Annotated in this window: 22 protein-coding genes; 17 read left to right on the top strand and 5 right to left on the bottom strand. The window is 64.4% G+C overall.

Translation table 11 applies throughout. From position 1 onward, the window contains the following. Positions 1 to 2: 2 nt before the first annotated feature. The 3 genes from ATI53_RS03095 to ATI53_RS03085 all read left to right on the top strand — a co-directional run bounded on the left by ATI53_RS03095 (position 3) and on the right by ATI53_RS03085 (position 2,706). Positions 3 to 977 carry a DUF2927 domain-containing protein gene (locus ATI53_RS03095; protein WP_009506996.1) on the top strand — a complete coding sequence of 325 codons (975 nt, stop codon included), beginning with the start codon at positions 3 to 5 and terminating at the stop codon, positions 975 to 977. Positions 978 to 1,048: 71 nt separating this feature from the next. Next, entirely contained in the window at positions 1,049 to 1,492 is a 444-nt protein-coding gene (locus tag ATI53_RS03090; protein ID WP_009506997.1) for a globin domain-containing protein, read from the top strand. A gap of 101 nt (positions 1,493 to 1,593) precedes the next feature. Beyond that, complete coding sequence (locus ATI53_RS03085; protein ID WP_111549704.1) at positions 1,594 to 2,706, top strand: SPFH domain-containing protein; 1,113 nt, start codon at positions 1,594 to 1,596, stop codon at positions 2,704 to 2,706. Here ATI53_RS03085 and ATI53_RS03080 read toward each other — a convergent pair. Next, positions 2,669 to 3,247, bottom strand: a complete 579-nt coding sequence (locus ATI53_RS03080; RefSeq protein ID WP_240778535.1) for a hypothetical protein — start codon at positions 3,245 to 3,247, stop codon at positions 2,669 to 2,671. The two genes, ATI53_RS03085 and ATI53_RS03080, sit on opposite strands and share 38 nt — an antisense overlap. Before the next feature lie 144 nt (positions 3,248 to 3,391). Between ATI53_RS03080 and ATI53_RS03075 the strand changes: the two genes are divergently transcribed. The 3 genes from ATI53_RS03075 to dtd all read left to right on the top strand — a co-directional run bounded on the left by ATI53_RS03075 (position 3,392) and on the right by dtd (position 6,363). Next, positions 3,392 to 4,477 (top strand): TFIIB-type zinc ribbon-containing protein, encoded by a 1,086-nt coding sequence (locus ATI53_RS03075; RefSeq protein ID WP_009507000.1) that lies wholly within the window; start codon positions 3,392 to 3,394, stop codon positions 4,475 to 4,477. 537 nt (positions 4,478 to 5,014) lie between these two features. Then, on the top strand, positions 5,015 to 5,923 hold the full coding sequence (locus ATI53_RS03070; RefSeq protein ID WP_009507002.1) for a carbohydrate kinase family protein: 909 nt from the start codon (positions 5,015 to 5,017) through the stop codon (positions 5,921 to 5,923). Further along, entirely contained in the window at positions 5,920 to 6,363 is a 444-nt protein-coding gene (gene dtd, locus ATI53_RS03065) for a D-aminoacyl-tRNA deacylase (RefSeq protein ID WP_111549702.1), read from the top strand. The genes ATI53_RS03070 and dtd overlap by 4 nt, the downstream gene beginning before the upstream one ends. An 8-nt stretch (positions 6,364 to 6,371) precedes the next feature. Here the strand turns inward: dtd and ATI53_RS03060 are convergent, their stop codons facing one another. Next, positions 6,372 to 7,340, bottom strand: coding sequence for a threonine ammonia-lyase (locus ATI53_RS03060; RefSeq protein ID WP_111549701.1), 969 nt, complete (start codon positions 7,338 to 7,340; stop codon positions 6,372 to 6,374). A gap of 101 nt (positions 7,341 to 7,441) precedes the next feature. Between ATI53_RS03060 and ATI53_RS03055 the strand changes: the two genes are divergently transcribed. The 3 genes from ATI53_RS03055 to rpsO all read left to right on the top strand — a co-directional run bounded on the left by ATI53_RS03055 (position 7,442) and on the right by rpsO (position 8,917). Next, on the top strand, positions 7,442 to 7,948 hold the full coding sequence (locus ATI53_RS03055) for a DUF1643 domain-containing protein (protein WP_009507005.1): 507 nt from the start codon (positions 7,442 to 7,444) through the stop codon (positions 7,946 to 7,948). A 311-nt stretch (positions 7,949 to 8,259) separates the two neighbouring features. Further along, entirely contained in the window at positions 8,260 to 8,505 is a 246-nt protein-coding gene (locus tag ATI53_RS23160; RefSeq protein WP_170134516.1) for a hypothetical protein, read from the top strand. Positions 8,506 to 8,647: 142 nt separating this feature from the next. Further along, entirely contained in the window at positions 8,648 to 8,917 is a 270-nt protein-coding gene (gene rpsO / locus ATI53_RS03045; RefSeq protein ID WP_009507007.1) for a 30S ribosomal protein S15, read from the top strand. A 68-nt stretch (positions 8,918 to 8,985) separates the two neighbouring features. Here the strand turns inward: rpsO and ATI53_RS03040 are convergent, their stop codons facing one another. After that, positions 8,986 to 10,227, bottom strand: a complete 1,242-nt coding sequence (locus ATI53_RS03040) for a cation:proton antiporter (RefSeq protein WP_111549699.1) — start codon at positions 10,225 to 10,227, stop codon at positions 8,986 to 8,988. Between the two features lie 350 nt (positions 10,228 to 10,577). Between ATI53_RS03040 and pnp the strand changes: the two genes are divergently transcribed. Further along, entirely contained in the window at positions 10,578 to 12,722 is a 2,145-nt protein-coding gene (gene pnp, locus ATI53_RS03035) for a polyribonucleotide nucleotidyltransferase (protein WP_009507009.1), read from the top strand. A gap of 1,642 nt (positions 12,723 to 14,364) precedes the next feature. On the opposite strand, the gene ATI53_RS03030 is transcribed toward pnp, so the two are convergent. Then, positions 14,365 to 15,051, bottom strand: coding sequence for a response regulator transcription factor (locus tag ATI53_RS03030; RefSeq protein ID WP_009507010.1), 687 nt, complete (start codon positions 15,049 to 15,051; stop codon positions 14,365 to 14,367). Between the two features lie 180 nt (positions 15,052 to 15,231). Between ATI53_RS03030 and ribA the strand changes: the two genes are divergently transcribed. Both ribA and ATI53_RS03020 read left to right on the top strand, forming a co-directional pair. After that, the gene (gene ribA / locus ATI53_RS03025) at positions 15,232 to 16,320 is read left to right on the top strand and encodes a GTP cyclohydrolase II (RefSeq protein WP_111549698.1); all 1,089 of its coding nucleotides are present in this window, start codon (positions 15,232 to 15,234) and stop codon (positions 16,318 to 16,320) included. After that, positions 16,320 to 16,802, top strand: coding sequence for a L,D-transpeptidase family protein (locus ATI53_RS03020; RefSeq protein ID WP_009507012.1), 483 nt, complete (start codon positions 16,320 to 16,322; stop codon positions 16,800 to 16,802). The genes ribA and ATI53_RS03020 overlap by 1 nt, the downstream gene beginning before the upstream one ends. Positions 16,803 to 16,862: 60 nt before the next feature. Here the strand turns inward: ATI53_RS03020 and argE are convergent, their stop codons facing one another. After that, positions 16,863 to 18,017, bottom strand: a complete 1,155-nt coding sequence (argE, locus tag ATI53_RS03015) for an acetylornithine deacetylase (protein WP_111549697.1) — start codon at positions 18,015 to 18,017, stop codon at positions 16,863 to 16,865. 476 nt (positions 18,018 to 18,493) lie between these two features. Between argE and ATI53_RS03010 the strand changes: the two genes are divergently transcribed. The 5 genes from ATI53_RS03010 to ATI53_RS02990 all read left to right on the top strand — a co-directional run bounded on the left by ATI53_RS03010 (position 18,494) and on the right by ATI53_RS02990 (position 25,154). After that, positions 18,494 to 19,594, top strand: a complete 1,101-nt coding sequence (locus ATI53_RS03010) for an ABC transporter ATP-binding protein (RefSeq protein WP_009507014.1) — start codon at positions 18,494 to 18,496, stop codon at positions 19,592 to 19,594. 120 nt (positions 19,595 to 19,714) lie between these two features. Then, positions 19,715 to 20,821, top strand: a complete 1,107-nt coding sequence (locus ATI53_RS03005) for an extracellular solute-binding protein (protein WP_009507015.1) — start codon at positions 19,715 to 19,717, stop codon at positions 20,819 to 20,821. Positions 20,822 to 20,929: 108 nt separating this feature from the next. Then, positions 20,930 to 22,573: an ABC transporter permease gene (locus ATI53_RS03000; RefSeq protein ID WP_111549696.1), complete on the top strand. Its 1,644-nt coding sequence runs from the start codon at positions 20,930 to 20,932 to the stop codon at positions 22,571 to 22,573. A 5-nt stretch (positions 22,574 to 22,578) separates the two neighbouring features. Further along, positions 22,579 to 23,769 carry an ABC transporter permease gene (locus ATI53_RS02995; RefSeq protein WP_009507017.1) on the top strand — a complete coding sequence of 397 codons (1,191 nt, stop codon included), beginning with the start codon at positions 22,579 to 22,581 and terminating at the stop codon, positions 23,767 to 23,769. Between the two features lie 134 nt (positions 23,770 to 23,903). Then, the gene (locus ATI53_RS02990) at positions 23,904 to 25,154 is read left to right on the top strand and encodes a PAS domain-containing protein (protein ID WP_034453598.1); all 1,251 of its coding nucleotides are present in this window, start codon (positions 23,904 to 23,906) and stop codon (positions 25,152 to 25,154) included. Positions 25,155 to 25,839: the final 685 nt, after the last annotated feature.

The following is a 25,839-nucleotide window of genomic DNA, read 5'->3' as shown; positions in this document are numbered from 1 at the left end:
CCATGCGCGCGGGGCTGCGCCATATCGCGCTGTGCGCGCTTGCGCTTGCGGGCCTTGCGGCCTGCGAGACTTCCAGCCTTGCCCCGCGCGAAACCACCGTGCCGCCACATGCGCGGCCCGGCCCGACCGAGCCCGAGCCGCCGGCCCCCGCCCCCGAGCCGCGCAGCCAGTCGCTGGCCAGCCGCGACCTTGAAACCTATTATGCGCGGGTGCAGGCCGACCTGCTGGCGCAGGGGTTGTTGCGCACCGATGGCGGCGGCCCCGACACGCCGTTCACCGACACCATGCTGCTGCGCAATTTCGAACGCATCGCCCTGGCTGAGGAATATGAGCGCGGCGCCGGGCTGCGCCCGTCCGACGGCAAGCTGGGGAAGATCAAGAAATGGGAACAGCCCGTTCGCGTGACCATCGAATTCGGCGATCATGTGCCCGACGATCAGCGCACCACCGACAGCAACATGGTGATACAGTATATCAACCGGCTTGCGCGCGTGACGGGGCATCCGATTTCGGTCACCGGCGGGGGCGCCAATTTTCATGTGCTGTTCATGTCCGAGGACGACAAGGACACGCTTGCTCCCCGGATCCGGGCGCTGGTGCCGGATGTGAACCCCTCCGCGCTGGAGATTTTCGACGACCTGCCGCGCTCGATCCACTGCCTGGTCATCGCGTTTTCCGAACAGCGCGGCGGCTATGCCTACGGCGATGCCATCGCCGTGATCCGGTCCGAGCATCCCGATCTTCTGCGCCAGTCCTGCGTTCATGAGGAAATCGCGCAGGGGCTGGGGCTGGGCAACGATTCCCCCAACGCGCGGCCCTCGATCTTCAACGATGACGACGAATTCGCGCTGCTGACCACGCAGGACGAGATGCTGCTGCGGCTGCTTTACGACCCTGCCGTCGTCGCCGGGATGACTGCGGACCAGGTGCGCCCCATCGTGCGCCAGCGCGCCGCCGAGCTTTTGGGCGGAACATGACCCGACTGGATTAAAGCGACTTTCATGTTTTGCCGCTATCCCCGTCGGGAGTTGCGGCAGGAGGGAAGCGTATGTTCGAAGATGCGGTAAAACAGCAGATCCTGTCCACTGTCGGGCGACTGCGCATGGCGAACAGCGGGCTGACAATGGATTTCTATGCGCGCCTGTTCCGGCTTGCGCCGGAAACGCGCAGGATGTTCCCCAAAGGACCTGACGGAATGCTGCGCCAGTCGGAAAAGCTGTTCGACATGATTTTGGTGCTTGTCCAGTCGTTGGACCACTTGCAGATGCTCGTGGCCGAAATCGAGGTGATGGGCGCGCGGCATGCGGAATACGGCGTGACCGAAGCGCAATACGATCAGGTCAAGGCCGCGCTGATCGAAACGCTGGCAGAGCATGTCGCCGACTGGAACGTGGCGGACGCCGACGCCTGGGGCCAGCTTTTGGATTACGTCAGCGACCTGATGGTCTCTGGCGCGCGGGATCGCGCCGCGACCCTGGCGCGCTCGGCCTGATTGCGGCGGCCCGATAGCGTGCATTTGGCACGCGCAATGCTTGTACCCGGCCGGCGCGTGGTTAAGTTGGTCGCTGACAGCATTTTTGACCGGGGGCCGTAATGGGCATTCTTGATTTCCTTTCGGGCCAGTTCATTGACGTGATCCACTGGGTGGATGACAGCCGCGACACAATGGTCTGGCGATTTGAGCGGTACGGGCACGAAATCAAGTACGGCGCCAAGCTGACCGTACGCGAAGGGCAGGCGGCGGTCTTTGTGCACGAGGGCCAGCTTGCCGATGTGTTCACCCCCGGCCTTTACATGCTTGAAACCAACAACATGCCGGTGATGACGTCGCTGCAGCACTGGGATCACGGCTTCCGCTCGCCTTTCAAATCCGAGGTGTATTTCGTCAACACGACGCGCATGCCCGGTTTGAAATGGGGCACGAAGAACCCGATCATGTGCCGCGATCCGGAATTCGGGCCGGTGCGGCTGCGGGCTTTTGGCACCTATTCGGTGCGGGTGGCCGATCCGGCCCGCTTCTTGTCGGAAATCGTCGGCACCGACGGTGAATTTACCAGCGATGAGATCAGCTTTCAGATCCGCAACATCATCGTGCAGGAATTTTCGCGCCTGATCGCGGGGTCGGGGATTCCGGTGCTTGATATGGCCGCGAACACGCAGGATCTGGGCAAGATGCTGGCGACGGGGATTTCGTCGACGATTGCGGAATACGGGTTGGAACTGCCCGAATTGTACATCGAAAACATCTCGCTGCCCGATGCGGTGGAAAAGGCGATGGACAGGCGGACCTCGATGGGGGTGATCGGCAATCTCGATGCCTACACGAAATTTCAGGCCGCCGAGGCGCTGGGGCAGGTCGGGTCCGCTGCCGGAAACGCCATGGGCACCGGCCTGGGGGCGGGACTTGGCATGGCGATGGGCGCCCAGATGACCGGTCAGGCGCAGGCCGGGCCGTGGGGCGCGCGCCCGTCGCCGCCGCCCCCTCCGCCGCCGCCGGTCGAACACGTCTGGCATCTTGCCGCAAACGGTCAGACCACCGGCCCGTTCAGCAAGGCGCGGCTGGGCCGCATGGTGTCCGAGGGCGGGCTGTCGCGCGACACCTTCGTGTGGACCCAGGGTCAGGACGGCTGGAAGCGGGCCGAAGACGTGGCCGAACTGGCGCAGCTTTTCACCGTGATGCCGCCCCCGCCCCCCGGAGCGCCCTGAAATCCAGCGCCCCGATCAAGTCCGGCCTCGGGCAGGCGTCGGCGGGGAACCGGACCGAGGGGTCGGGCGTCGCCGGAAAGGGTTGGTCGGGGGCGACTTGCGAACCCAGGACCAGCCGTCCGTCCACGCACAGATCCTGCGCCGCATTTCCGATGTTGAATCCGAAACCGCTTGCGCCGCAATCAGTGCCGAAACCATCCATGTTCCAGGCCTGTGGCATCATGTGCCGGGGACCGAACACCGCAAACGCGGCATCCTGGGGCAGAAACGTCAGCGCCCATGTGGTCTGTTCATTCAGCATCCCAAGCGCCCAGCGTCCGATCGGCGTTCCGTTGTGTGTGCCTTCGATGACGAAACAGCTCAGGTCGCGGGCGTACACTTCGGGGGCGGTCATCAATGCGCTGTCAAAGGACATCGCCCCGCGCATTTCGTGCCCGTTCCCGCCCTGCCAGACAAAGCTGTAGGACACATCGGTCGCTGCCGCCGGGATGCCCGACGCAAAAACTGCGGCGATGATTGCCGCGCCTGCCCATCTTGACACGTCGCCGGTTCCCTGTGTTGTCATCCCTAGCCTAACCCGTGGCGCTGGGCAGGAAAACCGGGTTTCCTTGGCGCTTTATCGCGCCTAGGCTCGCGCCGTTCAGACCGCGCGCGCAGATCAGCCGAGCATCCGGAAGGGGCCAGCATGAACAACGACCACCGCTTTCCCTGCGAACAATGCGGGGCGGATTACCGTTTCGATCCCGCCAGGGGCGAGCTGCACTGCGACCACTGCGGTCACGTCAAGCCGGTCGAAGACGCCGGCCCCTGGGGCGGGTCGATCCGCGAACTCGATTTCCGTGCGGCGCTCGACAACCTTCTGCCCCTGCAGGAAATGGAGGATCTGCGTGTCACGCAATGTTCCAACTGCGGCGCAGAGGTGGAATTCGACCACGACACCCATGCCTCGGAATGCCCGTTCTGCGCGACGCCGGTGGTGGCGGACACGGGCACCCATCGCCAGATCAAGCCGCGCGGGCTGTTGCCCTTTGCGCTGGACGAGGCGACGGCGCGTCAGGCGATGACCGACTGGCTGGGCGGGTTGTGGTTCGCGCCCGGTGGCTTGCAGGATTACGCCCGCAAGGGCCGCAAGATGCAGGGCATCTATGTGCCGTTCTGGACGTTCGATGCGCAGTCCACCACCGCCTACCGGGGCGAACGCGGTACGGTCTATCACGAACGTCGACAAGTGGTGCGCAACGGCAAGACACAGACGATCAGCGTCGCCAAGGTGCGATGGCGGTCGGTGGCGGGGCGGGTGTCGCGGTTTTTCGACGATGTGCTGGTGCTGGCCTCGCGCAGCCTGCCGAAGAAATACACCGATGCGCTGCAGCCGTGGGACCTGACGCGGATGGAACCCTATCGCCCCGAATTTCTTGCCGGCTTCCGGGCCGAAGTTTATCAGGTCGATCTGGACGAAGGCTACCGCGAGGCGCGCGCCGTCATGGATCGTCAGATCGAACGGGACGTGAAATTCGACATCGGCGGCGACCGGCAGCGCATCCGCGCGCTGGATACGCAGGTGTCCGCCGTGACCTTCAAACATGTGCTGCTGCCGGTGTGGCTGGCCGCCTACAAGTACAAGGGCGAGACGTTTCGCTTTGTCGTCAACGGCACCACCGGGCGGGTGCAGGGGGAACGGCCCTGGTCGGCGTGGAAAATCACGCTGGCGGTGATTGCCGGGCTGATCGTCGCGGGGGCGGTTGGGTATGTGTTTGCGATCAGTCAGTAAGGCGGACGCGCCGGTACGCCGGAACGGACAGGGGTGGGCATTGCTGCCCACCCCATACACGACGACCCGGAAAAGGAACGCGGGGAAGACGAGACGGGGATCATCGCCTTTCGTTGCCCTTTCCCACCGCCTCCGTGAACCTTGGGTCCGCTTGCTCCTCGGGCGCGCTTGCGCGGCACCTCTCATGCGGACCCCGGTGTTCCCGGAAGGATGATCGTCGCGCTCCTCCTGCGTGAAGAAGCGGTCTTGCGGGTGGCCTAGCCCTCTGTGCGACCCGCCGCATGTCGTGGGCGCCGGTGGGCGAACCTTGCGCGTACCGTAAGGCCCCGAAGAGCGGCGTATCCTGCCAGTGCCAAAGCGCGCCACGGTACCGGTGTACCTGCGCAACCTCTCCTTTCACGCCCCGATGTTAGGCCGGCGCGGCGCAACGCGCCATGATCTCGCTCAAGTCCGAAGCGACCGCGGCGGTTTTCTGCGCTTGCCCTGCGCCCCCGATCGGGGCAGATTGCGGCGCTAACATTCAAAGGAGGTCCGGCCATGATCCTGTGTTGCGGAGAATCGCTGATCGACATGTTGCCGCGCGCCACCACCGCAGGCGAACAGGCGTTCGTGCCCGTGGCCGGCGGGTCGGTGTTCAATACCGCGATCGCGCTGGGCCGGCTTGGCGCGCCGGCGGGGTATTTCGGCGGGCTGTCCACGGATCTGTTCGGGCAGGTGTTGTCCGGCGCGCTGACGGCAAGCCGGGTCGATGCCGCGCTGGCGCCGCGCAGCGACCGCCCCACGACGCTGGCCTTCGTGACACTCACGGACGGACATGCGCAATATGCGTTCTACGATGAAAACACCGCCGGTCGGATGCTGACCGGGGCGGATCTGCCGGTGCTTCCCGATGACGTGGCGGCGCTGTTTTTCGGCGGTATCAGCCTTGTGTCCGAACCGGGTGCCGAGACCTACGCATCGCTGTGCGCCGACGCGGGCGAGCGCCTTGTGATGATCGACCCCAACATCCGCCCCGGCTTTGTCACGGACGAGGCCCGCTACCGCGCCCGCCTGTGGGCCATGCTGGCACGCGCCGACATCGTCAAGATTTCCGACGAAGACATGCAGTGGCTGGGCACCACCCCCGCCGCGCTGATCGACGCGGGCGCCGCGCTGGTGCTGGAAACGCGCGGGGCCGAAGGCATTTCGGCGGTTTCGGCACGGGGCGAACTGCTGGTTCCCGCGCGCAAGGTCGAGGTGGTCGATACCGTTGGGGCGGGCGACACGTTCAACGCGGGGCTGCTTGCCGGGCTGTGGCGGGCGGGGCTGTTGTCGCGCGCCGCAGTGCGCGCGGCCAGGCTGGACGATCTGGGCCCGGCGGTGATGCTGGGGGCGGCGGCGGCGGCGGTTACCGTGTCGCGCGCCGGGGCCAACCCGCCCTGGGATGCCGAGATCGACGGCATATGAGAGCGCTTGTTCAGCGCGTCACCCAGGCGCGGGTCAGCGTTGCCGGGGCCGTGCTGGGTGACATCGGGCCGGGTCTGATGATCCTTGTCTGCGCCATGCGCGGGGACACCGGCACCGAGGCTGAAAAACTTGCCGCCAGGGTTTCGAAGCTGCGGGTTTTTCGCGACGATCGGGACCGGATGAACCGGTCGCTGCTGGATGTGGGCGGGGCTGCGCTGGTGGTCAGCCAGTTCACGCTGGCCGCCGACACGCGCGGCGGCAATCGTCCCGGCTTTTCCGCGGCCGCCGCGCCCGAAGACGGCCAGCAGCTTTACGAGCGGTTCGCCGCCCATCTGCAAGGGCTGGGGGTTCCGGTCGCCACGGGGCGGTTCGGTGCCGACATGCAGGTATCGCTGGTCAACGACGGGCCGGTGACGATCTGGATCGACACCGACGTCTGATGCGCCGCCTACAAAAGGACGAGCGCGCGCGCGAACACGCCCGCATCGACATTGCCGCCCGACACGGTACAGATCACGGCATCGCCTTCCAGTTCATCGCCCCGGAACAGCGCCGCCGCCAGCGCCACCGCGCCGCCCGGTTCGGCGACAATTTTCAGGTGGCGGAACGCAAGGGCCATGGCGCTCAATGCCTCGTCTTCGGTGACTGCAAGGCCCGGTCCGCACAGACGCTTCATGATCGGAAAGGTCAGGTTGCCCGGTTGCGGCGTGACGATGGCGTCGCAGATATTGCCCGACAGCGCCGCGTTGCGTTCGATCCGGCCCGACGCCAGCGAGCGGCGCACGTCGTCGAACCCTTCGGGTTCCGCAGGGCGCACGCGCAGCCCCGGTGCGCGCGCCTCAAGCGCCAGCGCGATGCCCGAGGTCAGCCCTCCGCCGCCGCAGCACACCAGCACGTCGGCGCGCGTGACTCCCGCCTCGGCGGCCTGTTCGGCGATCTCCAGCCCGCAGCTTCCCTGTCCCGCGATCACCTCGGGGTCATCGAAGGGTTTCACCAGCGCCAGGCCGCGTTCCTGTGCCAGTCGCGCCCCCAGCGCGTCGCGGTCTTCGGTGGCGCGGTCATAGGGCACAACCTCGGCCCCAAGGCCCCGCGTTCCTGTCACCTTGGCGGCCGGAGCGTCGGACGGCATGATGATCACCGCAGGCACGCCGTGCAGTTTTGCCGCCGCCGCAATGCCTTGCGCATGGTTGCCGGATGAAAACGCGATGATGCCACGGGCCCGGGTCTCGGGCGGCAAGGCCGAAATCGCCGACCAGGCGCCGCGAAACTTGAAACTGCCGGTATGTTGCAGGCATTCCGCCTTGACCAGCACCCGCCGTCTGGCGATTTCGTCGAGAAACGGCGAGCCAAGCAGCGGCGTCCGGCGGGCGTGACCGGCGAGACGCTGTGCGGCGGCTTCGATGCGGGCAATATCCATGGCGCGGAGTCCTTTGTGATGGGGTCGGCGGAACCTGCGCCCACCTCGGGGGGGTGTCAATCGGTTGCGCCCGGCAGCGCGCACAGGCATGAGGCGGCACCATGATCGAAAGACATCACACCGAGGCGGGCGTCACTTCGCGCGCGCTCTATTCCCCCTGCGAGCGCTATCGCTTCGGGCTGGAACGGCGCTGGGGAACGGGCGGGACGCTGCTGTGGATCATGCTCAACCCGTCGACTGCGGACGAACGGCGCAACGATCCGACGATCGAGCGGTGCCAGCGGCGCGCACGGCGCATGGGGTTCGGGGCGATGCGCATCGCCAACCTGTTCGCCTTTCGCGCGACGCGTCCCGCCGATCTGCGGCGCGCCGACGCCCCGATCGGCGCAGAGAATGACGCGCTGGTGCACCAGTGGCACGAGGAGGCCGCCATGACAGTTGCCGGATGGGGCGTGCACGGCGCGTTCATGGGGCGGGGGCCACGCCTCGCTGGCGACCTTGCGGCGCCGGTGCACATGCTGGGGCTGACACGCGGCGGCCACCCGCGACACCCCCTTTATGTGGCCTATGACGTCGATCCTACGCTCTGGCACAGGAGAGCACCCTGATCCGTTGCGGGCATGTTTACCTTTGGGTGTCAGAGTCGGGGCGTGACAGTGGCGTATCGGGGGAACTCATGCTTTGGCTGGCCGGGCTGATGGGAATGATGGTGCTGGGATCGGTCGCAGTGATCGGGATGCGGGGCGCGGGAAATGCCGGCGATGGGCGAGGTCCTTTCGCCTTGGGCCATCCCAACGGCCCGCGCGCGTCTGCGGCGCCCGCCTTGCCCCCGAATTGGCCCCCGAATTGGCACGCTGACCGGGCCGCTGACGGGTCCTCTGACGGGCGCCCGGACCGGCCCCCGGGCGGAGATGCGGCCGTGCCGGATCCGGAACCGATCCGGGCGGCGGGGTTTGATCCCGCACGGGACCGGCTTGTCGTGGTCTGGGACGACAGCGACAGGGGGGCGCCGCCGATGCTTGGCCTGCGCCTTTCGGACAGGCCGGGGATGACCGACATCCTGCTGGACGGTGTGCCTGTCGCCACTTTGCCCGACGACACTGTGCCGTCGCTGGATCACATCGCCTTGCTGCGCGAAAGCACGGCATCTGCGCTGGCCGCCTGACCGGCGGTTTCCCTTTGCCAACCGCGCGGAATCGCCCTATACGCGCGCATTCGCTGCGGCATGCCGTGACGGATCTCTCCACGGGCCCTGCTGGACGACATCCCGGCTTGCGCCATTCACACAAACCCATAAGGAGACCCCGATGTCGATCACCGTCGAAGAAAAGAACCGCCTGATGAAGGAATACGCCACCAAGGAAGGCGACACCGGCTCGCCCGAAGTTCAGGTGGCCATCCTTACCAGCCGTATCACCACGCTGACCGAACACTTCAAGACCCACAAGAAGGACAACCACTCGCGTCGTGGCCTTCTGATGATGGTGGCACAGCGCCGCAAGCTGCTGGACTATCTCAAGGGCAAGGAAGAAGCCCGGTATCAGGATCTGATCAAGCGTCTCGGCATCCGCCGCTGAACGTCCGGGGCGCATCGCCACACCCGGTTACGCAAACGCCCGCTTTTCCGAAGCGGGCGTTTCGCGTTTCAGCCCTTATGCGCGAAGGCGCGGGCCAGTTTGCCGACGCTCAGCCCCTGCACGACGATGGAAAACACCACGATCACATAGGTCGCCGTCAGGATCACCGGCTTCCACTCGCCAGCGGGCAGGGCGAGAGCCAGCGCCACCGAAATCCCGCCCTTGAGCCCGCCCCATGTCATGATCGGGATCACGCCCCTGACCTGGCTGCGAAAAGGGCGCAGCGCGAGCACCGGAAGCGCCACGGCGATCAGCCGCGCCCCCAGCGCCAGCGCCACCGACGCCGCCCCCGCCAGCAGCACGTCTGTCTCCAGCGTGACGGCAAACACTTCGAAGCCGATCATCATGAACAGCAGCGCGTTCAGGATTTCATCCACCAGCACCCAGAAGGCATCGACGTATCTGCGGGTTTCCTCGCTCATGCCGTAGCGGGCGCCGACATCGCCGATCAGCAGCCCGGCGCACACGGCCATGATGGGGCCTGACACATGCAGCGCCTGCGCCAGTTCATAGCCGCCAAAGGCAAGCCCCAGCGTCAGCAGAACCTCCAGCGGATAATCGTCGATGTGGCGCATGACGCGAAACACCAGCCAGCCCAGCACGACGCCCAGAAGCGCTCCTCCCAGAGCTTCCTGCACGAACAGTTCCAGCGCGGCGATCACCCCGGTATCCCCGGTGCCATGCGCCGTGGCGGGCCACGCCAGCCCCACCAGAATCAGGTAAACGACATAGCCGACGCCATCGTTGAACAGGCTTTCCCCGGCGATCTGGGTTTCCAGCGTCTTGTCCAGCCCCGAGCCGCCCAGCACCCCCAGCACCGCCACCGGATCGGTGGGCGAGATCAGCGCACCGAACACCAGCGCGATTCCCAGCGGTGCCCCCGTCAGCCAGGAAAACCCGACCCCGACGATCGCCGTGGACAGCACCACGCCCAGCGTCGCCATCAGCAGCACCGGCACCCAGACCGTACGCAGATCGGACAGCTTGATGTGCAGCGCCCCGGCAAACAGCAGCAGCCCCAGCACGCCTTCCAGCAGGGTGTCGGAAAAGTCGATCTCCAGCAGTTGGCTGCGGATCAGGTCTGCCAGGTCCAGTGCGAACAGCCGGTCGACGATCAGCAGCACGAAGGACGCGCACAGCGACACCAGCAGGATGCCGATCGACGACGGCAGGCGAAACACGAAATGGTTGATGGCGCCAAAGGCCCCCGCAAGGACGATCAGCAGCGAAGCGATCTGAAAGACGGTCATGTGACATCCCGACATGGTGAGGGTACAGGGTTTCCACATGGCAGCCGGGGCGAAAAGGGCAAGCCCGGGCGCGGCAACATCGGCGGGCAGCTTTTCCGTCGGCTATCGTGACAGATGGCGCGCGCCGCGTCAGTCCGGTCTTTGGGATCGGGCGCAGGGGGTTCGGGGCCATGAAACACGAGGGTTTTTCTTTTCTTCCAGCGCGAAACGCTGTATGGCCCCCACATCTGAGACGTGACGCTTCCAGCCCCCGGGCGCGTGCAAGAGGATCAGGGGGAGGCGGCAATGGGGCCGCCATGAAAACGGGAGACGCGGGAAGGCCCGCGAGTGCTCCCTTACAGGATACGAAAATGTTCAACATCTCCAAGAAAACCATGCAGTGGGGCGAAGAAACCCTCACTCTGGAAACCGGCAAGGTTGCCCGTCAGGCCGACGGCACCGTGATCGCCACTTTGGGCGAAACCTCGGTCATGGCCAACGTGACCTTTGCCAAGGAGCCCAAGCCGGGTCAGGATTTCTTTCCGCTGACCGTCCATTATCAGGAAAAATATTACGCCGCCGGTAAAGTGCCGGGCGGCTTTTTCAAGCGCGAGGCGCGGCCGACCGAAAAGGAAACGCTGACCGCCCGCCTGATCGACCGTCCGATCCGCCCGTTGTTCGTGTCGGGTTTCAAGCACGAGGTGCTGGTGATGTGCACCGTGCTGAGCCACGATCTGGTCAACGACCCCGATATCGTCGCGATGATCGCCGCCTCGGCCGCACTGACCATTTCGGGCGTGCCCTTCATGGGCCCGATCGCGGGTTGCCGCGTCGGTTTCGAGGATGGCGATTACATCCTGAACCCGACCGTCGACGACATGCAGGGGCTGCGCAACAACCCCGAACAGCGTCTCGATCTGGTTGTCGCGGGCACCAAGGACGCCGTGATGATGGTCGAATCCGAAGCCTATGAGCTGACCGAAGAGGAAATGCTCGGCGCCGTCGTATTCGCGCATGAGCAGATCCAGCCGGTTATCGACCTGATTATCAGCCTTGCCGAAGACGCCGCGAAAGAGCCGTTCAACTTCCAGGCGCCCGACTATTCCGAACTGTTCGGCGTGGTGAAAGGCATTGGCGAAGACAAGATGCGCGCCGCCTACGCGATCACCGACAAGCAGGCGCGCGTAGCCGCCGTGTCGGCCGCCAAGGACGAGATCAAGACGCAGCTGTCCGAAGAGCAGCTGGCCGATGCCAACCTCGGTTCGGCGCTGAAAAAGCTGGAATCGACAGTTCTGCGCGCCGATGTGGTCCGCAACAAGCGCCGCATCGACGGGCGTGCGCTGGATCAGGTGCGCCCCATCGTGTCGGAAACCAAGGTTCTGCCGCGCACGCATGGGTCGTCGCTGTTCACCCGTGGCGAAACCCAGGCGCTGGTCGTGACCACGTTGGGCACCGGCGACGACGAACAGTTCATCGACGCGCTGCACGGCAACTTCAAATCCAACTTCATGCTGCATTATAACTTCCCGCCCTATTCGGTCGGCGAAGTGGGCCGCGTGGGCAGCCCCGGTCGCCGCGAAATCGGCCACGGCAAGCTGGCGTGGCGCGCGCTTCAGGCGGTTCTGCCGGCCCCGACCGATTTCCCCTACACCATCCGCATCGTGTCCGAGATCACCGAATCCAACGGCTCGTCCTCGATGGCGTCGGTCTGCGGCGGCTCGCTGTCGATGATGGACGCGGGCGTTCCGCTCAAGGCGCCGGTGGCCGGTGTGGCCATGGGCCTCGTGCTGGAAGATGATGGCGAATACGCCGTTCTGACCGACATCCTTGGCGACGAGGATCACCTCGGCGACATGGACTTCAAGGTTGCGGGTACCGAAAACGGCATCACTTCGTTGCAGATGGACATCAAGGTCGCGGGCATCACCCCCGAGATCATGAAGCAGGCGTTGTCGCAGGCCAAGGCTGGCCGGCTGCACATCCTGTCCGAAATGTCCAAGGCGATGACCGAAGCGGGCGAATTCAGCGTCCACGCGCCGCGCATCGAGACCATGCAGATCCCCACCGACAAGATCCGTGAAGTGATCGGTTCGGGCGGCAAGGTCATCCGCGAGATCGTCGAGATGTCCGGCGCCAAGGTCGACATCAACGACGATGGCGTGATCAAGATCGCCTCCGCCAACGGCGAGGCCATCCAGAAGGCGTACGACATGATCTATTCGATCGTGGCCGAGCCCGAGGAAAACAAGGTCTACAAGGGCAAGGTCGTGAAGATCGTCGATTTCGGCGCCTTCGTCAACTTTTTCGGCAAGCGTGACGGCCTTGTGCATGTCAGCCAGATCGAAAACCGCCGCCTGAACCATCCGTCGGACGTGTTGAAGGAAGGCCAGGAAGTCTACGTCAAGCTGCTTGGCTTCGATGATCGCGGCAAGGTGCGTCTGGCGATGAAGATGGTCGATCAGGAAACCGGCGAAGAGATCGCGCCCGAGGCGCGCAAGACCGAAGACGCCGAGTAAACCCAAGGGTTTTGAGGACATGGAACGCCCCGGCCGCAACGCCGGGGCGTTTTTCGTTGCGTGAGGGTGACGTGATTTTGCAATGGTGCCGCCCGGGGGGAGAGCGCAAATCGCGATGGCCGGGGGCTGTCCACGCTTCGCGATCTTCGGCGGACGTGGGCGACACCGGGGCATACCCGCAGACGATCAGCCTCTGGCGCCCCCGCGCGGGGGCGGCGCGTTCATGGCTGCGGCGCGGATCTGACGGCACAGGTGTTTGCGTTTTCGACGGTGGCATCGTCCGAAGGCGCTTGAGGGTCGCACTTCGGCGGCCCGAATGACCGGCGGCCAGCCATGTGCGGCCGCGGTTCCTCGGCTCCGCCGCCCCCCGAAGCCCGCGCCGGGGGTAGGTGGGCCTGCTCGGCACGGCCGTCCCCGGCGCGGGCACGGCGATGGTGTACCGGACCCCGCCGCCAGCAGCTGTGCGCAATACCATCTGCCGCAGCCTCGAACTCAGGACGGCGGAGCGGCCAGCGATGGAACGCGTGACGCTCTTCCTCCGTTGTCAGCGCGGTCATCTACGGTCATGAACGGTGAGCGTAGCGGTGGCAAATGCGGTGTTTTTCGAGCCCGTGTGTGGTTTGGCACAGGCGTTGGATAGTCCAAAAAAGCGGACGGTATCTCTAAAGTTTGCAATTTCTTAACATTTCCATGACATTTTTGATGAAACGTGACACGGCGGCGCCGCTCACGGACCAACGCCGCCAACGGGCCTCGGGGGGATTCCGGGGCCCGACCTGTTTTTCGGCTTTCGGGATGGTCTCTGCCCATGCCCCGTAGGCGCCGGTTTGAGCGGTCGGGTGCAGGTCGGTTGTCCGAGACAAAAAAGGCCGGGCGTGAAGCCCGGCCAGGTCCAACAGGGAGGTGCATGTGAGGACCCGCACATGCAACGGGATACCCCGTATCTAAGCCCCATGCTCGTCATTGCAATCCGTTTGTGATTTCGCTCGAAGCGGAAGTTCGCCGGTCGCTGATTCCACGGATATGTTTCGTGTCTGTAACGAAAGGGAACACGGCCAAGACCGCCAGCGCATCGGGTCTCACCGCAAAGGCTATGCTGTCGGCGTGGGGGAATGCCCCGGGCCGCGCGTATCCGTTCCGACCCATGCCGTCCGATATACCAGACACTATAAATGCTTGCCGCCCGCGGGCGGATGATCGCGCGGGGCCGCCGCCTGCCGCCAAACGTTTTTGGCCCCGGTCCCGAACCCGGGGTGGCGCGCGGGGCTGGGGCATATTTCCATGGCCTGGGGGCGCCATGGTCGCGACTGATCTGTTCCTCGCCTGACGTCTGAAGCGCAGTCCGCAAGCGGCCGTTTCCCCCCAGGCCCGGCCAGATTCAATGGACGGGCGGTTCGGTGCCAGGCCGATCGGCGCCGCGCCGCCATGTGTCCGGGCGGTACCGATGAAGGGCGCTCTTGCCCAGGCGCTGCTTTTCTCGATTGGTGCCGGAGGGGGCGCTGCCCCCGCCCTTCGGGCCCCCCGGAGTTTAACCGGCAAGATGAAGCCAGGGCGCCGCACCGCGTCTTCATCTTGCCCTTAAACTCCCGCCAAACTCCCGCCGGAGGCAGGCCGGACCGACCGGCCAGGTGGTCGTTCCGGGTCAGGAGACCAACCGGTACCCTCCGGATTCCGTCACCAGAATACGCGCATTCGATGGATCGGGTTCGATCTTTTGCCGCAGGCGATAGATGTGGGTTTCCAGTGTATGGGTCGTGACGCCGGCGTTATAGCCCCAGACCTCGTGCAGCAGGATGTCGCGGGGCACCACGCCTTCGGTCGAGCGGTACAGGAACTTGAGGATGCTCGTCTCCTTTTCCGTCAGGCGGATCTTGCGGTCGTCCTCGGTGATCAAAAGCTTCATCGCCGGTTTGAAGCTGTAGGGCCCGACGGTGAACACCGCATCTTCGGATTGTTCGTGCTGGCGCAGCTGGGCGCGGATTCGGGCCAGCAGGACCGGGAATTTGAACGGCTTGGTGACGTAGTCGTTCGCGCCTGCATCGAGGCCAAGGATGGTGTCGGCATCGGTGTCGTGGCCGGTGAGCATGATGATCGGAGCCTTGACGCCCTGCTTGCGCATCAGCTTGCACAGCTCGCGCCCGTCGGTGTCGGGCAGGCCGACATCAAGGATGATCAGTTCGTAATTCTGTTCCTTGACGCGAGACATGGCGGCGGTGCCGTTCTCGGCTTCGAACACCTCGAAATCTTCGGTCATGATCAGTTGCTCGGCGAGCGCCTCGCGCAGGTCGTCGTCATCGTCGACCAGCAGGATGTTTTTGATCTGGGGCATGTGTCGTGTCCTTGTCTCGTTTGACCTTCACATGGAAACACCGTTGCGTGTGGGCAAGTTTTGCTGCACCTGACTCACGCCCTCGTGTTGCCGTTGGGCTTTTGTTACAGGTTCGGGGCTGCTTTGTTTCAGTGTCGGCCCGAAACGGTCGCCCGAATGATCCGCCTCGAAAGATCCGTCATGTCCCTTGCCCCGAGCCTTATGGAACTTCTTGCCCGCGCCCGCGCCGATCTGCGCATGGGGGTGCCGGTGGTTCTGACCGGCGGGGACGAGGGTGTGCTGGTGATGGCTGCCGAGACGGGGTCGCAGGCGCGGCTGCAACGGTTCCGCCGGGAAGGCGAGGTCGATCTGGTGCTGACCGCGCGTCGGGCCGAGACGCTCAAGGCACGGGCCTACGATGGCGATGTGGCGCGCGTGGTGCTGCCCAGGCGTGCGGACATGGCGGCGGTACAGGGGCTTGCCGATCCCAAGGACGACCTGACAAAGCCGATGAAGGGGCCTTTGACGACGCGGCGCGAGGGCAATGCCACGTTGCACCGGCTGGCCATCACCCTGACGAAATCGGCGCGGCTGCTGCCCGCCGCGCTGGTGGTGCCGGTGAGCGATCCGCGCGGAGTGGCGCTTCGGTCGGTGCTGACGCGGATCGACGCTATCGAGGCGGCGCCTTACCTGCTGACGCTGGCCCGGCTGGATCATGTGGTGTCGGCCCGTGTGCCGCTGCGCGCCGCCGAAAACGCCCGGTTGCATATCTTTCGACCCGAAGACGGGTCGGATGAGCATTACGCCATCGAGATCGGTCGCCCCGACCGTAGCGCGCCGGTGCTGGCGCGGCTGCATTCGGCCTGTTTCACCGGCGATCTTCTGGGGTCGTTGAAATGCGATTGCGGCCCGCAGCTGAACGCCGCGCTGGCGAAGATGGGGCAGGAGGGCAGCGGCGTGCTGCTGTATCTCAACCAGGAGGGGCGTGGCATCGGGCTTGCCAACAAGATGCGGGCCTATGCCTTGCAGGATCAGGGGTTCGACACGGTCGAGGCCAACCACCGCCTGGGGTTCGAGGATGACGAGCGCGATTTCCGGCTGGGCGCCGAGATCCTGCGCAGGATGGGCTTTGGCGGGGTGCGCCTGCTGACCAACAACCCTGCCAAGATCGCGATGATGGAACGCTGTGGCATTTCGGTGGCCGAACGTGTGCCGCTGAGGGTCGGGGAAAACCCGTTCAACGAGGCCTATCTTGCCACCAAGGCCGCCAAATCGGGGCATCTGCTGTGATGGTTCTGACGCCGATGGGGGTGCGGTTTGCCGGACGGCTTTGGCCGTGTTCGATCGGGCGTGGTGGCGTGCGAGGTGACAAGCGCGAGGGTGATGGTGCGACGCCGGCTGGTGTGCACCGCATCGTCGCCACCTTGTACCGCCCCGACCGGGTGGCGCCGCCCGCGCCCTGGGCGCGGCCAATCCGGCCGGGCGATCTGTGGTCCGACGATGAGCGCGATGTGGCCTACAACACCCTGGTGCGGGCGCCTCATGCGCACAGTCACGAGACGATGCGCCGGGCGGATGCGCTGTATGACATCGTGCTTCTGACCGATTGGAACTGGCCCGAGGCGACGCCGGGGCGCGGGTCCGCGATCTTTCTGCACCAGTGGCGGCGGCCCGGCTATCCGACCGAGGGCTGCATCGCGTTTCGCCGTGACCACCTGCGCGCCGTGGCGGCGCTGGCCGTACCCGGGACGGTGCTTGCGGTCGGCGGCTGACGCAGCGACCGCGCCGCATCGTATGGCGCGGCGACTACGCCGCATCGTATGGCGCGGCGACTACGCCGCGACGCTGCGGGCGATGCCGGTCAGCATATCGAGGCAGGCGGCAAGCTCGCTGCGGGCGACGAATTCGTTAGGCTTGTGTGCCTGCGCGATCGAGCCGGGGCCGCAGACCACCACCGACATGCCCATTTCCTGAAACAGCCCCGCTTCGGTGCCAAAGGGCACCACGTCGCAGGCGTTGTTGCCGGTCAGCTGCGCCACCAGATCGCGCGCGGCGTTGTCGGCAAGGGGTTCCAGCCCGGCGACCTCGCCAATGACCTGGGTGTCGATGCGGGCGTCCGGGTAAACCCGTCGCATTGCCGGCAGCAGGTCGGTTTCGACATAGGCGCTCAGCGCGTCCTTGACGAATTCCGCGTCGCCCGGCTGCACGGGGCGCATTTCCCAGTCGACCTCGGCAAAGCCCGGAATGACGTTATGCGCCACACCGCCGTAGAGCCGCCCGAGGTTGACGGTGGTCCAGGCCGGATCGAACCGCGACCCCGCCGGCGCGCGGGATTTCAGCGCCTCGGCGAGAGCCATCAGGCGCGTGACGTAGCGTACGGCGTATTCCACCGCGTTGACGCCAAGATCGGGAGCGGATCCGTGCCCTTCCAGCCCGTGAAAGCGGCAGGTGTATTCGCAACAGCCCTTGTGGCCCTCGATGATGCGCATCTCGGTCGGCTCGCCGACGATGGCCATGCGGGGGACCTTGCCCAGGCGTTTGAGCTCGGGCACCAGCGCGCGCGCGCCCATGCAGCCGATTTCCTCGTCATGGGTAAAGCACAGGTGCACCGGACGCTTCAGCGTGGCCTGCGACAGCGGCTCGGCCATGGCGAGCGTCGCCGCGATGAACCCCTTCATGTCGCAGCTGCCGCGGCCATGCAGCAGATCGTTCTTTTCGGTCATCTGGAACGGGTTGGAATGCCAGACCTGGTCAGTCACCGGCACCACGTCGGAATGCCCCGACAGCACCACGCCACCGGGCACGTCCGGCCCGATCGTCGCGAACATGTTGGCCTTGGCACCGGTGTCGTCGGCAAACAGTTCGACCTTGGCACCAAGATGTTCCAGCCGCTCTGCCATCCAGTGCATCATGTCGAGATTGCTGTCGGTCGACACGGTCGGAAAAGCGATCAGATCGGCGAGAATGGCCTCGGTCTTGTCTAGCATGGCGGGTCCTGTGATGCGGGCGAAACGGGCGCGGGCGACTCGGGCAAGGCGCCAATTGTCGGGGGCTGTGATGGGGGCTATCGAATTTCCAGCCATATGGTCTGTCTGAAAGCGACATGGGGGGTCGCTGAGGGGCGCAGGCGGGGCCGGCTGTCCAAATAGGTCTCACCTGCTGACAAATTGTGCGCCCGGCGCCCTTCGAATGCAAGGATTCGAACGATTCTGCGCCTTGAGGCGCCGGTGGATGCTGTGTGCAGGTCCCGCCGGGGGCACGGCACCGCTGGTCGAATGGCCTGAATGACGGGGATTTCATGGCGTATTCGCCTGTAAAGCGTCGCTTTCGACAGGGAACTTCCCGTGTTTCGCCCAAGCCGGGCGGCGACGCGTCTATGCGGTTGCAACACGGGGGCCAAAGCGGTTTAGTTTGGCAATAAGACAGCGAAGAAAATTCGCGAGACATCAACGGGGAGCCGGATTTGCCAGACACCGGAGCAAGCGACGCTTTCGTCGCATTCGAACGGGTTCAGAAAAGCTATGACGGCGAAAGCCTTGTGGTCAAGGACCTGAATCTCAGCCTGCCCAAGGGCGAGTTTCTCACGATGCTCGGGCCGTCCGGGTCGGGCAAGACCACCTGTCTGATGATGCTCGCGGGGTTCGAAACCGCCACCCACGGCGAAATCAAGCTGGATGGCGTCAGCATCAACAACATTCCGCCCCACAAGCGCGGCATCGGCATGGTTTTTCAGAACTATGCGCTTTTCCCCCACATGACCGTGGCCGAAAACCTTGCCTTTCCGCTTGAGGTCCGAAAGATCGGCAAGTCCGACCGCGAGGCCAAGGTGAAGCGCGCGCTCGACATGGTCGAGATGGGCGATTTCGGCGGACGCCGTCCCGGCCAGCTTTCAGGGGGGCAGCAGCAGCGGATCGCGCTGGCGCGCGCGCTGGTGTTCGAACCCGAACTGGTGCTGATGGACGAACCGCTTGGCGCGCTCGACAAGCAGTTGCGCGAAAAGATGCAGTTCGAGATCACCAACCTGGCGCACAGCCTTGGCATCACAACGGTCTATGTCACGCACGACCAGACCGAGGCGCTGACCATGTCCGACCGGGTCGCGGTGTTCAACGACGGCCGCATCCAGCAGCTTGCGCCGCCCGATGAGCTGTACGAGGCGCCGCAGAACAGCTTTGTCGCCCAGTTCATCGGCGAGAACAACACGCTGGAAGGCACCGTCCAGCAAATCCAGGGCGACCGCTGCACCGTACAGCTTGCCAATGGCGAGGTGATCGACGCCAAGCCCGTCAACGTGACGCAACCGGGCGAACGGACGCGGGTCTCGATCCGCCCCGAGCGTGTCGAGGTGAACCCCGAGCTGGGCGACACGGCCCATACGCTCAAGGCCAGGGTGCTGGAATTCGTTTACATGGGCGACATCTTCCGCACCCGGCTGGAAGTGGCCGGCAACCGCGATTTCGTCATCAAGACGCGCAACCGCGCCGATCAGGAACGCCTGACGCCGGGGCAGGAGGTGGCCATCGGCTGGCTGCCCGAAGATTGCCGCGCGCTCGACGCCGACTGACACACGCATACGGGGCAGGCGGAGGCGCATGGCGCCGCGCCCGTTCCGCAACCGAAGCCGCGACCGTGACCCGTGGCGCGGCTTCATCGACCAAACGGGTACAACACCAGGGAGCACCCAATGAAACTGACCAAGACCCTCCTGGCCACGACGGCACTGACCGTCGCCGCTGGCGCGGTGGCCGCACAGGACATGGCCGACAGCATGACGCTCGTCTCCTGGGGCGGCGCTTATCAGGCGAGCCAGGACAAGGCCTATGCCCAGCCCTATGCCGAGATGCACCCCGATGTGACCATCTCGTGGGATGAATCCTCGAATGAGGCCGTGGCCAAGCTGCGCGCCATGAACGAGGCCGGCAACATCACCTGGGATCTCGTCGATGTCGTTGCGTCGGATGCCATCCGTCTGTGCGATGAAGGTCTCGCCATGGAATACGACCCCGACGAACTGCTGGCCGCCGCGCCCGACGGCACCAAGGCGTCGGACGATTTCGGCGATCTGATCGTGTCGGACTGCTATATCCCGCAGATCGTCTATTCGACCACCGTGGGCTATCGCACCGACCTGGTGGGCGACACGCCCCCGACCGAGATCTGCGCCCTGTTCGATCTGGACACCTATCCGGGCAAGCGTTCGCTGGAAAAGCGCCCGATCAACAACATGGAATGGGCTCTGTATTGCGACGGCGTCGCCAAGGCCGAGATCTACGACGTGCTGGAAACCCCCGAGGGCCAGGATCAGGCGCTTGCCAAGCTGGACACCATCAAGGACCAGGTTGTGTGGTGGTCCGCCGGTGCCGATACGCCCCAACTGCTGGCCGACGGCGAAGTCGTGATGGGCTCGACCTACAACGGTCGCCTGTTCTCGGTCATCGAAGAGCAGGACCAGCCCGTGGGCATGCTGTGGGACATGCAGGTGTTCGACCTTGACGGCTGGATCATTCCGACCGGCCTGTCGGACGAGGCGCTCGCCCGCGTCAAGGATTTCCTCTACTTCGCCACCGACACCCAGCGCCTTGCGGACCAGGCCGCGTACATCTCGTACGGACCGGCACGCGAATCCTCGGCGCCGCTGGTTGGCGAACACGCCGAGCTTGGTATCGCCATGGCGCCGCACATGCCGACCGATCCCAGGAATGCGTCCAACACGCTGCTTTATAACTACGAGTTCTGGGCAGATTATCGTGACGACATCGACGCGAAATTCCAGGCCTGGCTGGCTCAGTAAAATCAGGGCGGCGCGGGTTTCGGCCCGCGCCGCGCCATTTCGGGGCGGGTGCCCCGCGCAGACGATCCGTCAGAGATCGCGCTATACAAACAAATCCACGGGGATGATATGACCGACGCCAAAGGGGACGCCACAGAGGGCTCTGCCGGGCCCATGATGGCCGCCGACGGAACGCCTCTCAAGAAAAGCCTGGCGCGTGCCCTGCGCATGCAGAAGATGCGCGCGCTGATGCTGATCGCGCCGCTGCTGCTTTTTGTGCTCGTCACTTTCATCGCCCCGATCGCGGACATGCTGTTTCGCTCGGTCGAGAACGACATCGTTTCCGATACCATGCCGCGCACGACCGCCGTGCTGGCGGATTGGGACGGGCAGGGCATGCCGCCCGAAACCGCCTTTGAGGCGGCGTATTTCGATCTGTATATCGCCGCCGAGCGCAAGCTGCACACGCGTCTCGGCACGCGCCTGAACTACGAACAGACCGGCGCCTCGTCGCTGTTCCGCAAATCGGGCCGCGGGCTTGATGACATCGGAGAGGTCTATCAGGACCAGTTCGAGGATCTCGACGAGGGTTGGGACGAAGCCATGCCCTGGGCCGAGCTGATGGGCGACCCCGAGTGGTTGTCCGAACAGGCCGCCTGGACAAAGGGCGCGCGCCAGCCCGAATTTATCCTGCGCGACGGTATCGCGGATCTGTTGCCCCGGACCGCCGAGCAATACGAGGCCTTTGCGCTGTATCTCCAGGACGAAGACAACAAGAGCCCGCTCGACGAAGAACCCTGGTCGGCGGTCCACACCGCACTGTACGAAGATCTCGCCGCTGGCGATCTGTCGGGCTACAGCGGCCCGCGCGCCGACATGCTTGTGGCGGCGGATGCGCTGGTCGACAGCCCCGATTTCGAGACGGTCAGCTTTGCCCGGGGTTTCGAGGACATCGACGAGGACTGGGCCGACCCCGAGATCTGGCGCACCATAAAACTGTATTCCCCCGAAATGACTCCGGGCTATTTCCTGAATTCGGTCGACATGCAGCTGACGCCCGAGGGCGTGGAAATGCGCCCCGACAACCAGCGCATCTACATGCTGCTGTTCAAGCGTACGATCTTCATGTCGATGGTCATCACCTGCAGCTGCATCCTGCTGGCCTATCCGGTGGCCTATATTCTGGCGAACCTGCCAGCGCGCAAGGCCAACCTGCTGATGATCCTGGTGCTCTTGCCGTTCTGGACATCGCTTCTGGTGCGCACCAGCGCATGGAAGGTGATGCTGCAACAGCAGGGCGTCATCAACGACGTGCTGGTCTGGCTGGGTCTGGTGGCGGATGACTCGCGCCTTGCGATGATCAACAACCAGTTCGGCACGATCGTGGCAATGACGCATATCCTGCTGCCGTTCATGATCCTGCCGATGTATTCGGTGATGTCGACCATCCCGCACACCTATGTGCGGGCGGCGAAATCGCTGGGGGCGACCGACTGGACGACCTTCTGGCGGGTGTATTTCCCGCAATCCATTCCGGGCATCGGGGCTGGGTCGATCCTCGTGTTCATCCTGTCGATCGGCTATTACATCACGCCCGAGATCGTCGGCGGCACCACCGGGACGTTCATTTCGAACCGCATCGCCTACCACATTTCAAGCTCGCTCAACTGGGGCCTCGCGGCTGCGCTCGGGACGATCCTGCTTGCGGTGGTTCTTATTCTCTACTGGGCCTACGACCGTATCGTGGGCATCGACAACGTGAAATTGGGGTAACGGATATGAACGACGTCATCCTGACACCCGAGAGCGAAAAGCCGCTGGGCTTCACCCTTGGGGTTCTTGCCGCCGCCGGCGCCTTTGCCGGGATCTTTGTCGGGGCGGCCAACGGGTCTTCGCCGCTTGGCATCGTGGCCGGGGCCATCGTCATGGCGGGCATCGCCTTTGTGCTGGTCAGGCTGCTGGGCGAGCGCCATGAGAAACCCGCGCGCTGGGGCGTGATCGTGCTGTTCGCCATTGTCGGGTTCTTGCTGGGGGGCAAGCCCGGTCTGGTCATGGGCGCGCTGTTCGGCTGGTTCTTTGGCTGGTTCACCTACTGGATCGGCTTTGGCCGCTACCGCCGCGCGCTGGTGCCTTATCTGACGTCAGGTCAGGTGTTGTGGCACTATACGTTTCGGGTGATTTGCGGCGCGATCTTTGTCTTTCTGATCACTCCGATCCTGGTGGTCATGCCGCTCAGTTTCAACGCCGAGAATTTCTTCACCTTCACCCCCGAAATGCTGAGCTTCGATCCCGCGGGGTATTCGCTGAAGCATTACCGCGATTTCCTGACGAATTCCGAATGGACTAGTGCGGTCCGGAATTCGTTGATGATCGCACCCGTGGCGACGGTGATTTCGGTGTCTCTGGGCACGCTGGCGGCCATCGGCCTGTCGCAAAGCCACGTTCCGGGCAAACGCGCGATCATGGCGATCCTGATTTCGCCGATGATTGTGCCGCTGATCATTTCGGCCACGGGTATGTATTTCTTCTATTCCAAGATCGGCATCGTGGGCACCTACTGGGGCGTCGTTCTGGCGCATGCGGTGCTGGGCATTCCCTTTGTCATCATCACCGTGACCGCGACGCTCGTGGGCTTTGACCGGTCGCTGACGCGGGCGGCGGCGAACATGGGCGCGGACCCTGTGACCACCTTCTTCAGGGTGCAGATGCCGCTGATCCTGCCGGGCGTGATTTCGGGCGGGCTGTTTGCGTTTATCACGTCCTTTGACGAGGTGGTCGTGGTGTTGTTCATCGGCTCGGCCGAATTGCAGACGCTGCCCTGGCAGATGTTTACCGGCCTGCGCGAACAGATCTCGCCGACGATCCTTGCCGCCGCGACGATTCTCGTGGGCATCTCGATCATGCTGCTTGCCACGGTGGAACTGCTGCGCCGCCGGTCTGAGCGGCTGCGCGGACTAAGCCCGAGCTGATTGCGGCGGCTTCGGTCCCGGCATTGCCGACAACTTTCGAACGCGGGCGGAAATCTCTGCCCGCGTTCAGCATTTGGAAAGGGTGCCGAAGGCATTGTCCGGGGTGAACGCCGCTCTGATTGCACGAGGCCCCGATGTCACAACACGATTCCCAGCTCATCTCGCAAACCCGGTCTTCCGGCGTCGGAGAGGTGCCTTTCGAGGCATCGAGCATGTTCTATTCCCGCACCGATCAGGGTGGCGTGATCGTCGAAGGCAACAGCGTTTTCCGTCGTATCTCGGGGTTCAACTGGGACGAACTGAAAGGCGCGCCGCACAAGGTCATCCGCCATCCGGACATGCCCAAAGGTGTGTTCCAACTGTTCTGGGATCGGTTGAAGGCAGGCAAGGAAGTGGCCGCCTATGTCAAGAACCGGGCCAAGGACGGGCGTTATTACTGGGTTCTCGCGGTGTCATGGCCCATTCCCGATGGCTATATTTCGGTGCGGATCAAGCCGCATACGCAGCTTTTTCGCGATGTGACCGAAATTTATACCGAACTGCGCCGGGCCGAGCGCGACGACAACGTCAACGCTCAGCGCAGCGCCGAGGCCCTGTTGGCGGCACTTGCCGACAAAGGCTTCGATACCTATGAATCCTTCATGTCTGCGGCATTGTCGCTGGAACTGGAAGAGCGGGCGAAAAAGCTGGGCATCAGCTTCGACTCCAGCCAGCAGCGGTTTCTGACGATGACGCGGACGATCGCGCAGATCCGCCAGGAAGCCGACGAGATGACGGAGGTCATCAAGGCGATCCGCACGGTGCCGATGAACATGCGTATCCTGGCGTCGCGACTGGAAAACGCCGGCGGGCCGATCAGCGCGATTTCTGTGAACTACGGTTCCATGCTGGACGAGATGGCCACTTGGGTCCGCACCTTTGTCGACGGCAAGGACAGCACCTACGTCCGTATGCGTGAAACCATCGAACGCGGCCAGTTCCTTGTTTGTGCTGCGACCCTGCAACGCGAAATGTCGACGCTCTTCGAAGAAGACATCCGCCTGGCTACGAACGTAGCTGCGCTTCACGAAGACCGCGACACCCTGCGCAAGGAAGCGGATAATTTCAACCGCCGCAGCGGCGATGCGTTGAAGGTTGTTGAAACCGAAGCCACGCGCCTTGGACGAAGCGTCCTGGACATGAAGCGTTATGTCACCGGGCTAAGCTCAACCCGAATGATGTGCAAGATCGAAAGCGCGGCGCTCAATGGGTCCGGGGATTCGCTCGCGGGAATCGTGGACCAACTCGATGCCGGTCAGGACGAGATCGAGGCGCGTCTTGCCAGAATCGTCGACTTGAACACAACGATCCAGTCGAACACGGCTATGCTGCGCGCCGTGCACTAGATTCGTAGCGGTCGAGGGACTGAATGGATGCAGTCCGTCAACGCCGGCATTTTACCTGCCGTGCATGGGATCGGGCGCACTGTCGCCGCGCCGCCCAGGCTCGGGAACGACTGGCTGCAAGCGGGGATGGTGATGCGCGGCGCAGCGCCAGAGCGAACGGCAGGCTCTGGCCGATGCTGTTAAAACGCTCGGTTATCGTGATCGGGAGCAATTCGGCGCATTCTTTCGCAGCGACCCTTCGACGCCTGACGCGTGCATGATCGGCTTTTCAGCCGGTCCGCATCGCGGGGGCCGTTGTGGGGCAGAGCTTGGTCAATTTCCGGAGGTCCTGGGCGGTGGCGGCGGGTATCAACTCGTCCTTCACTCCTGATGGCCCCCTCAGCCGTAGTCGGTTGAGCCCAAGGATACGTTGCAGAATCTCGACCTCCCGGCGCCGCCTCGCGGTCGTCTCGTTGGCGCCAGACGCTTTGCAGATTCGGGCGAAGTCGCGCACGATCCGTTCTTCCCGCGCTGCAGGCTGTGCGTTTCGCTGTTCTGGCAGCATTGCGCCTTCAATGGACAAGCCAGACAGTCGGCTTTCGCAGCGCGATACCTGCGTGGTTTCATCTCGGGCGCGAGTCGCCCCGGACCTGGATAATTCCGTTGCCTGTGCGCCAGCTCCCTAGCTTTGGGGCAGACTTCGCAG

Origin of the sequence: Salipiger aestuarii (genome assembly GCF_003259905.1) — a bacterium.
In the GTDB taxonomy this organism is placed as follows: Bacteria; Pseudomonadota; Alphaproteobacteria; order Rhodobacterales; family Rhodobacteraceae; genus Salipiger; species Salipiger aestuarii.
This window is presented reverse-complemented; position numbering and strand designations above follow the sequence as displayed.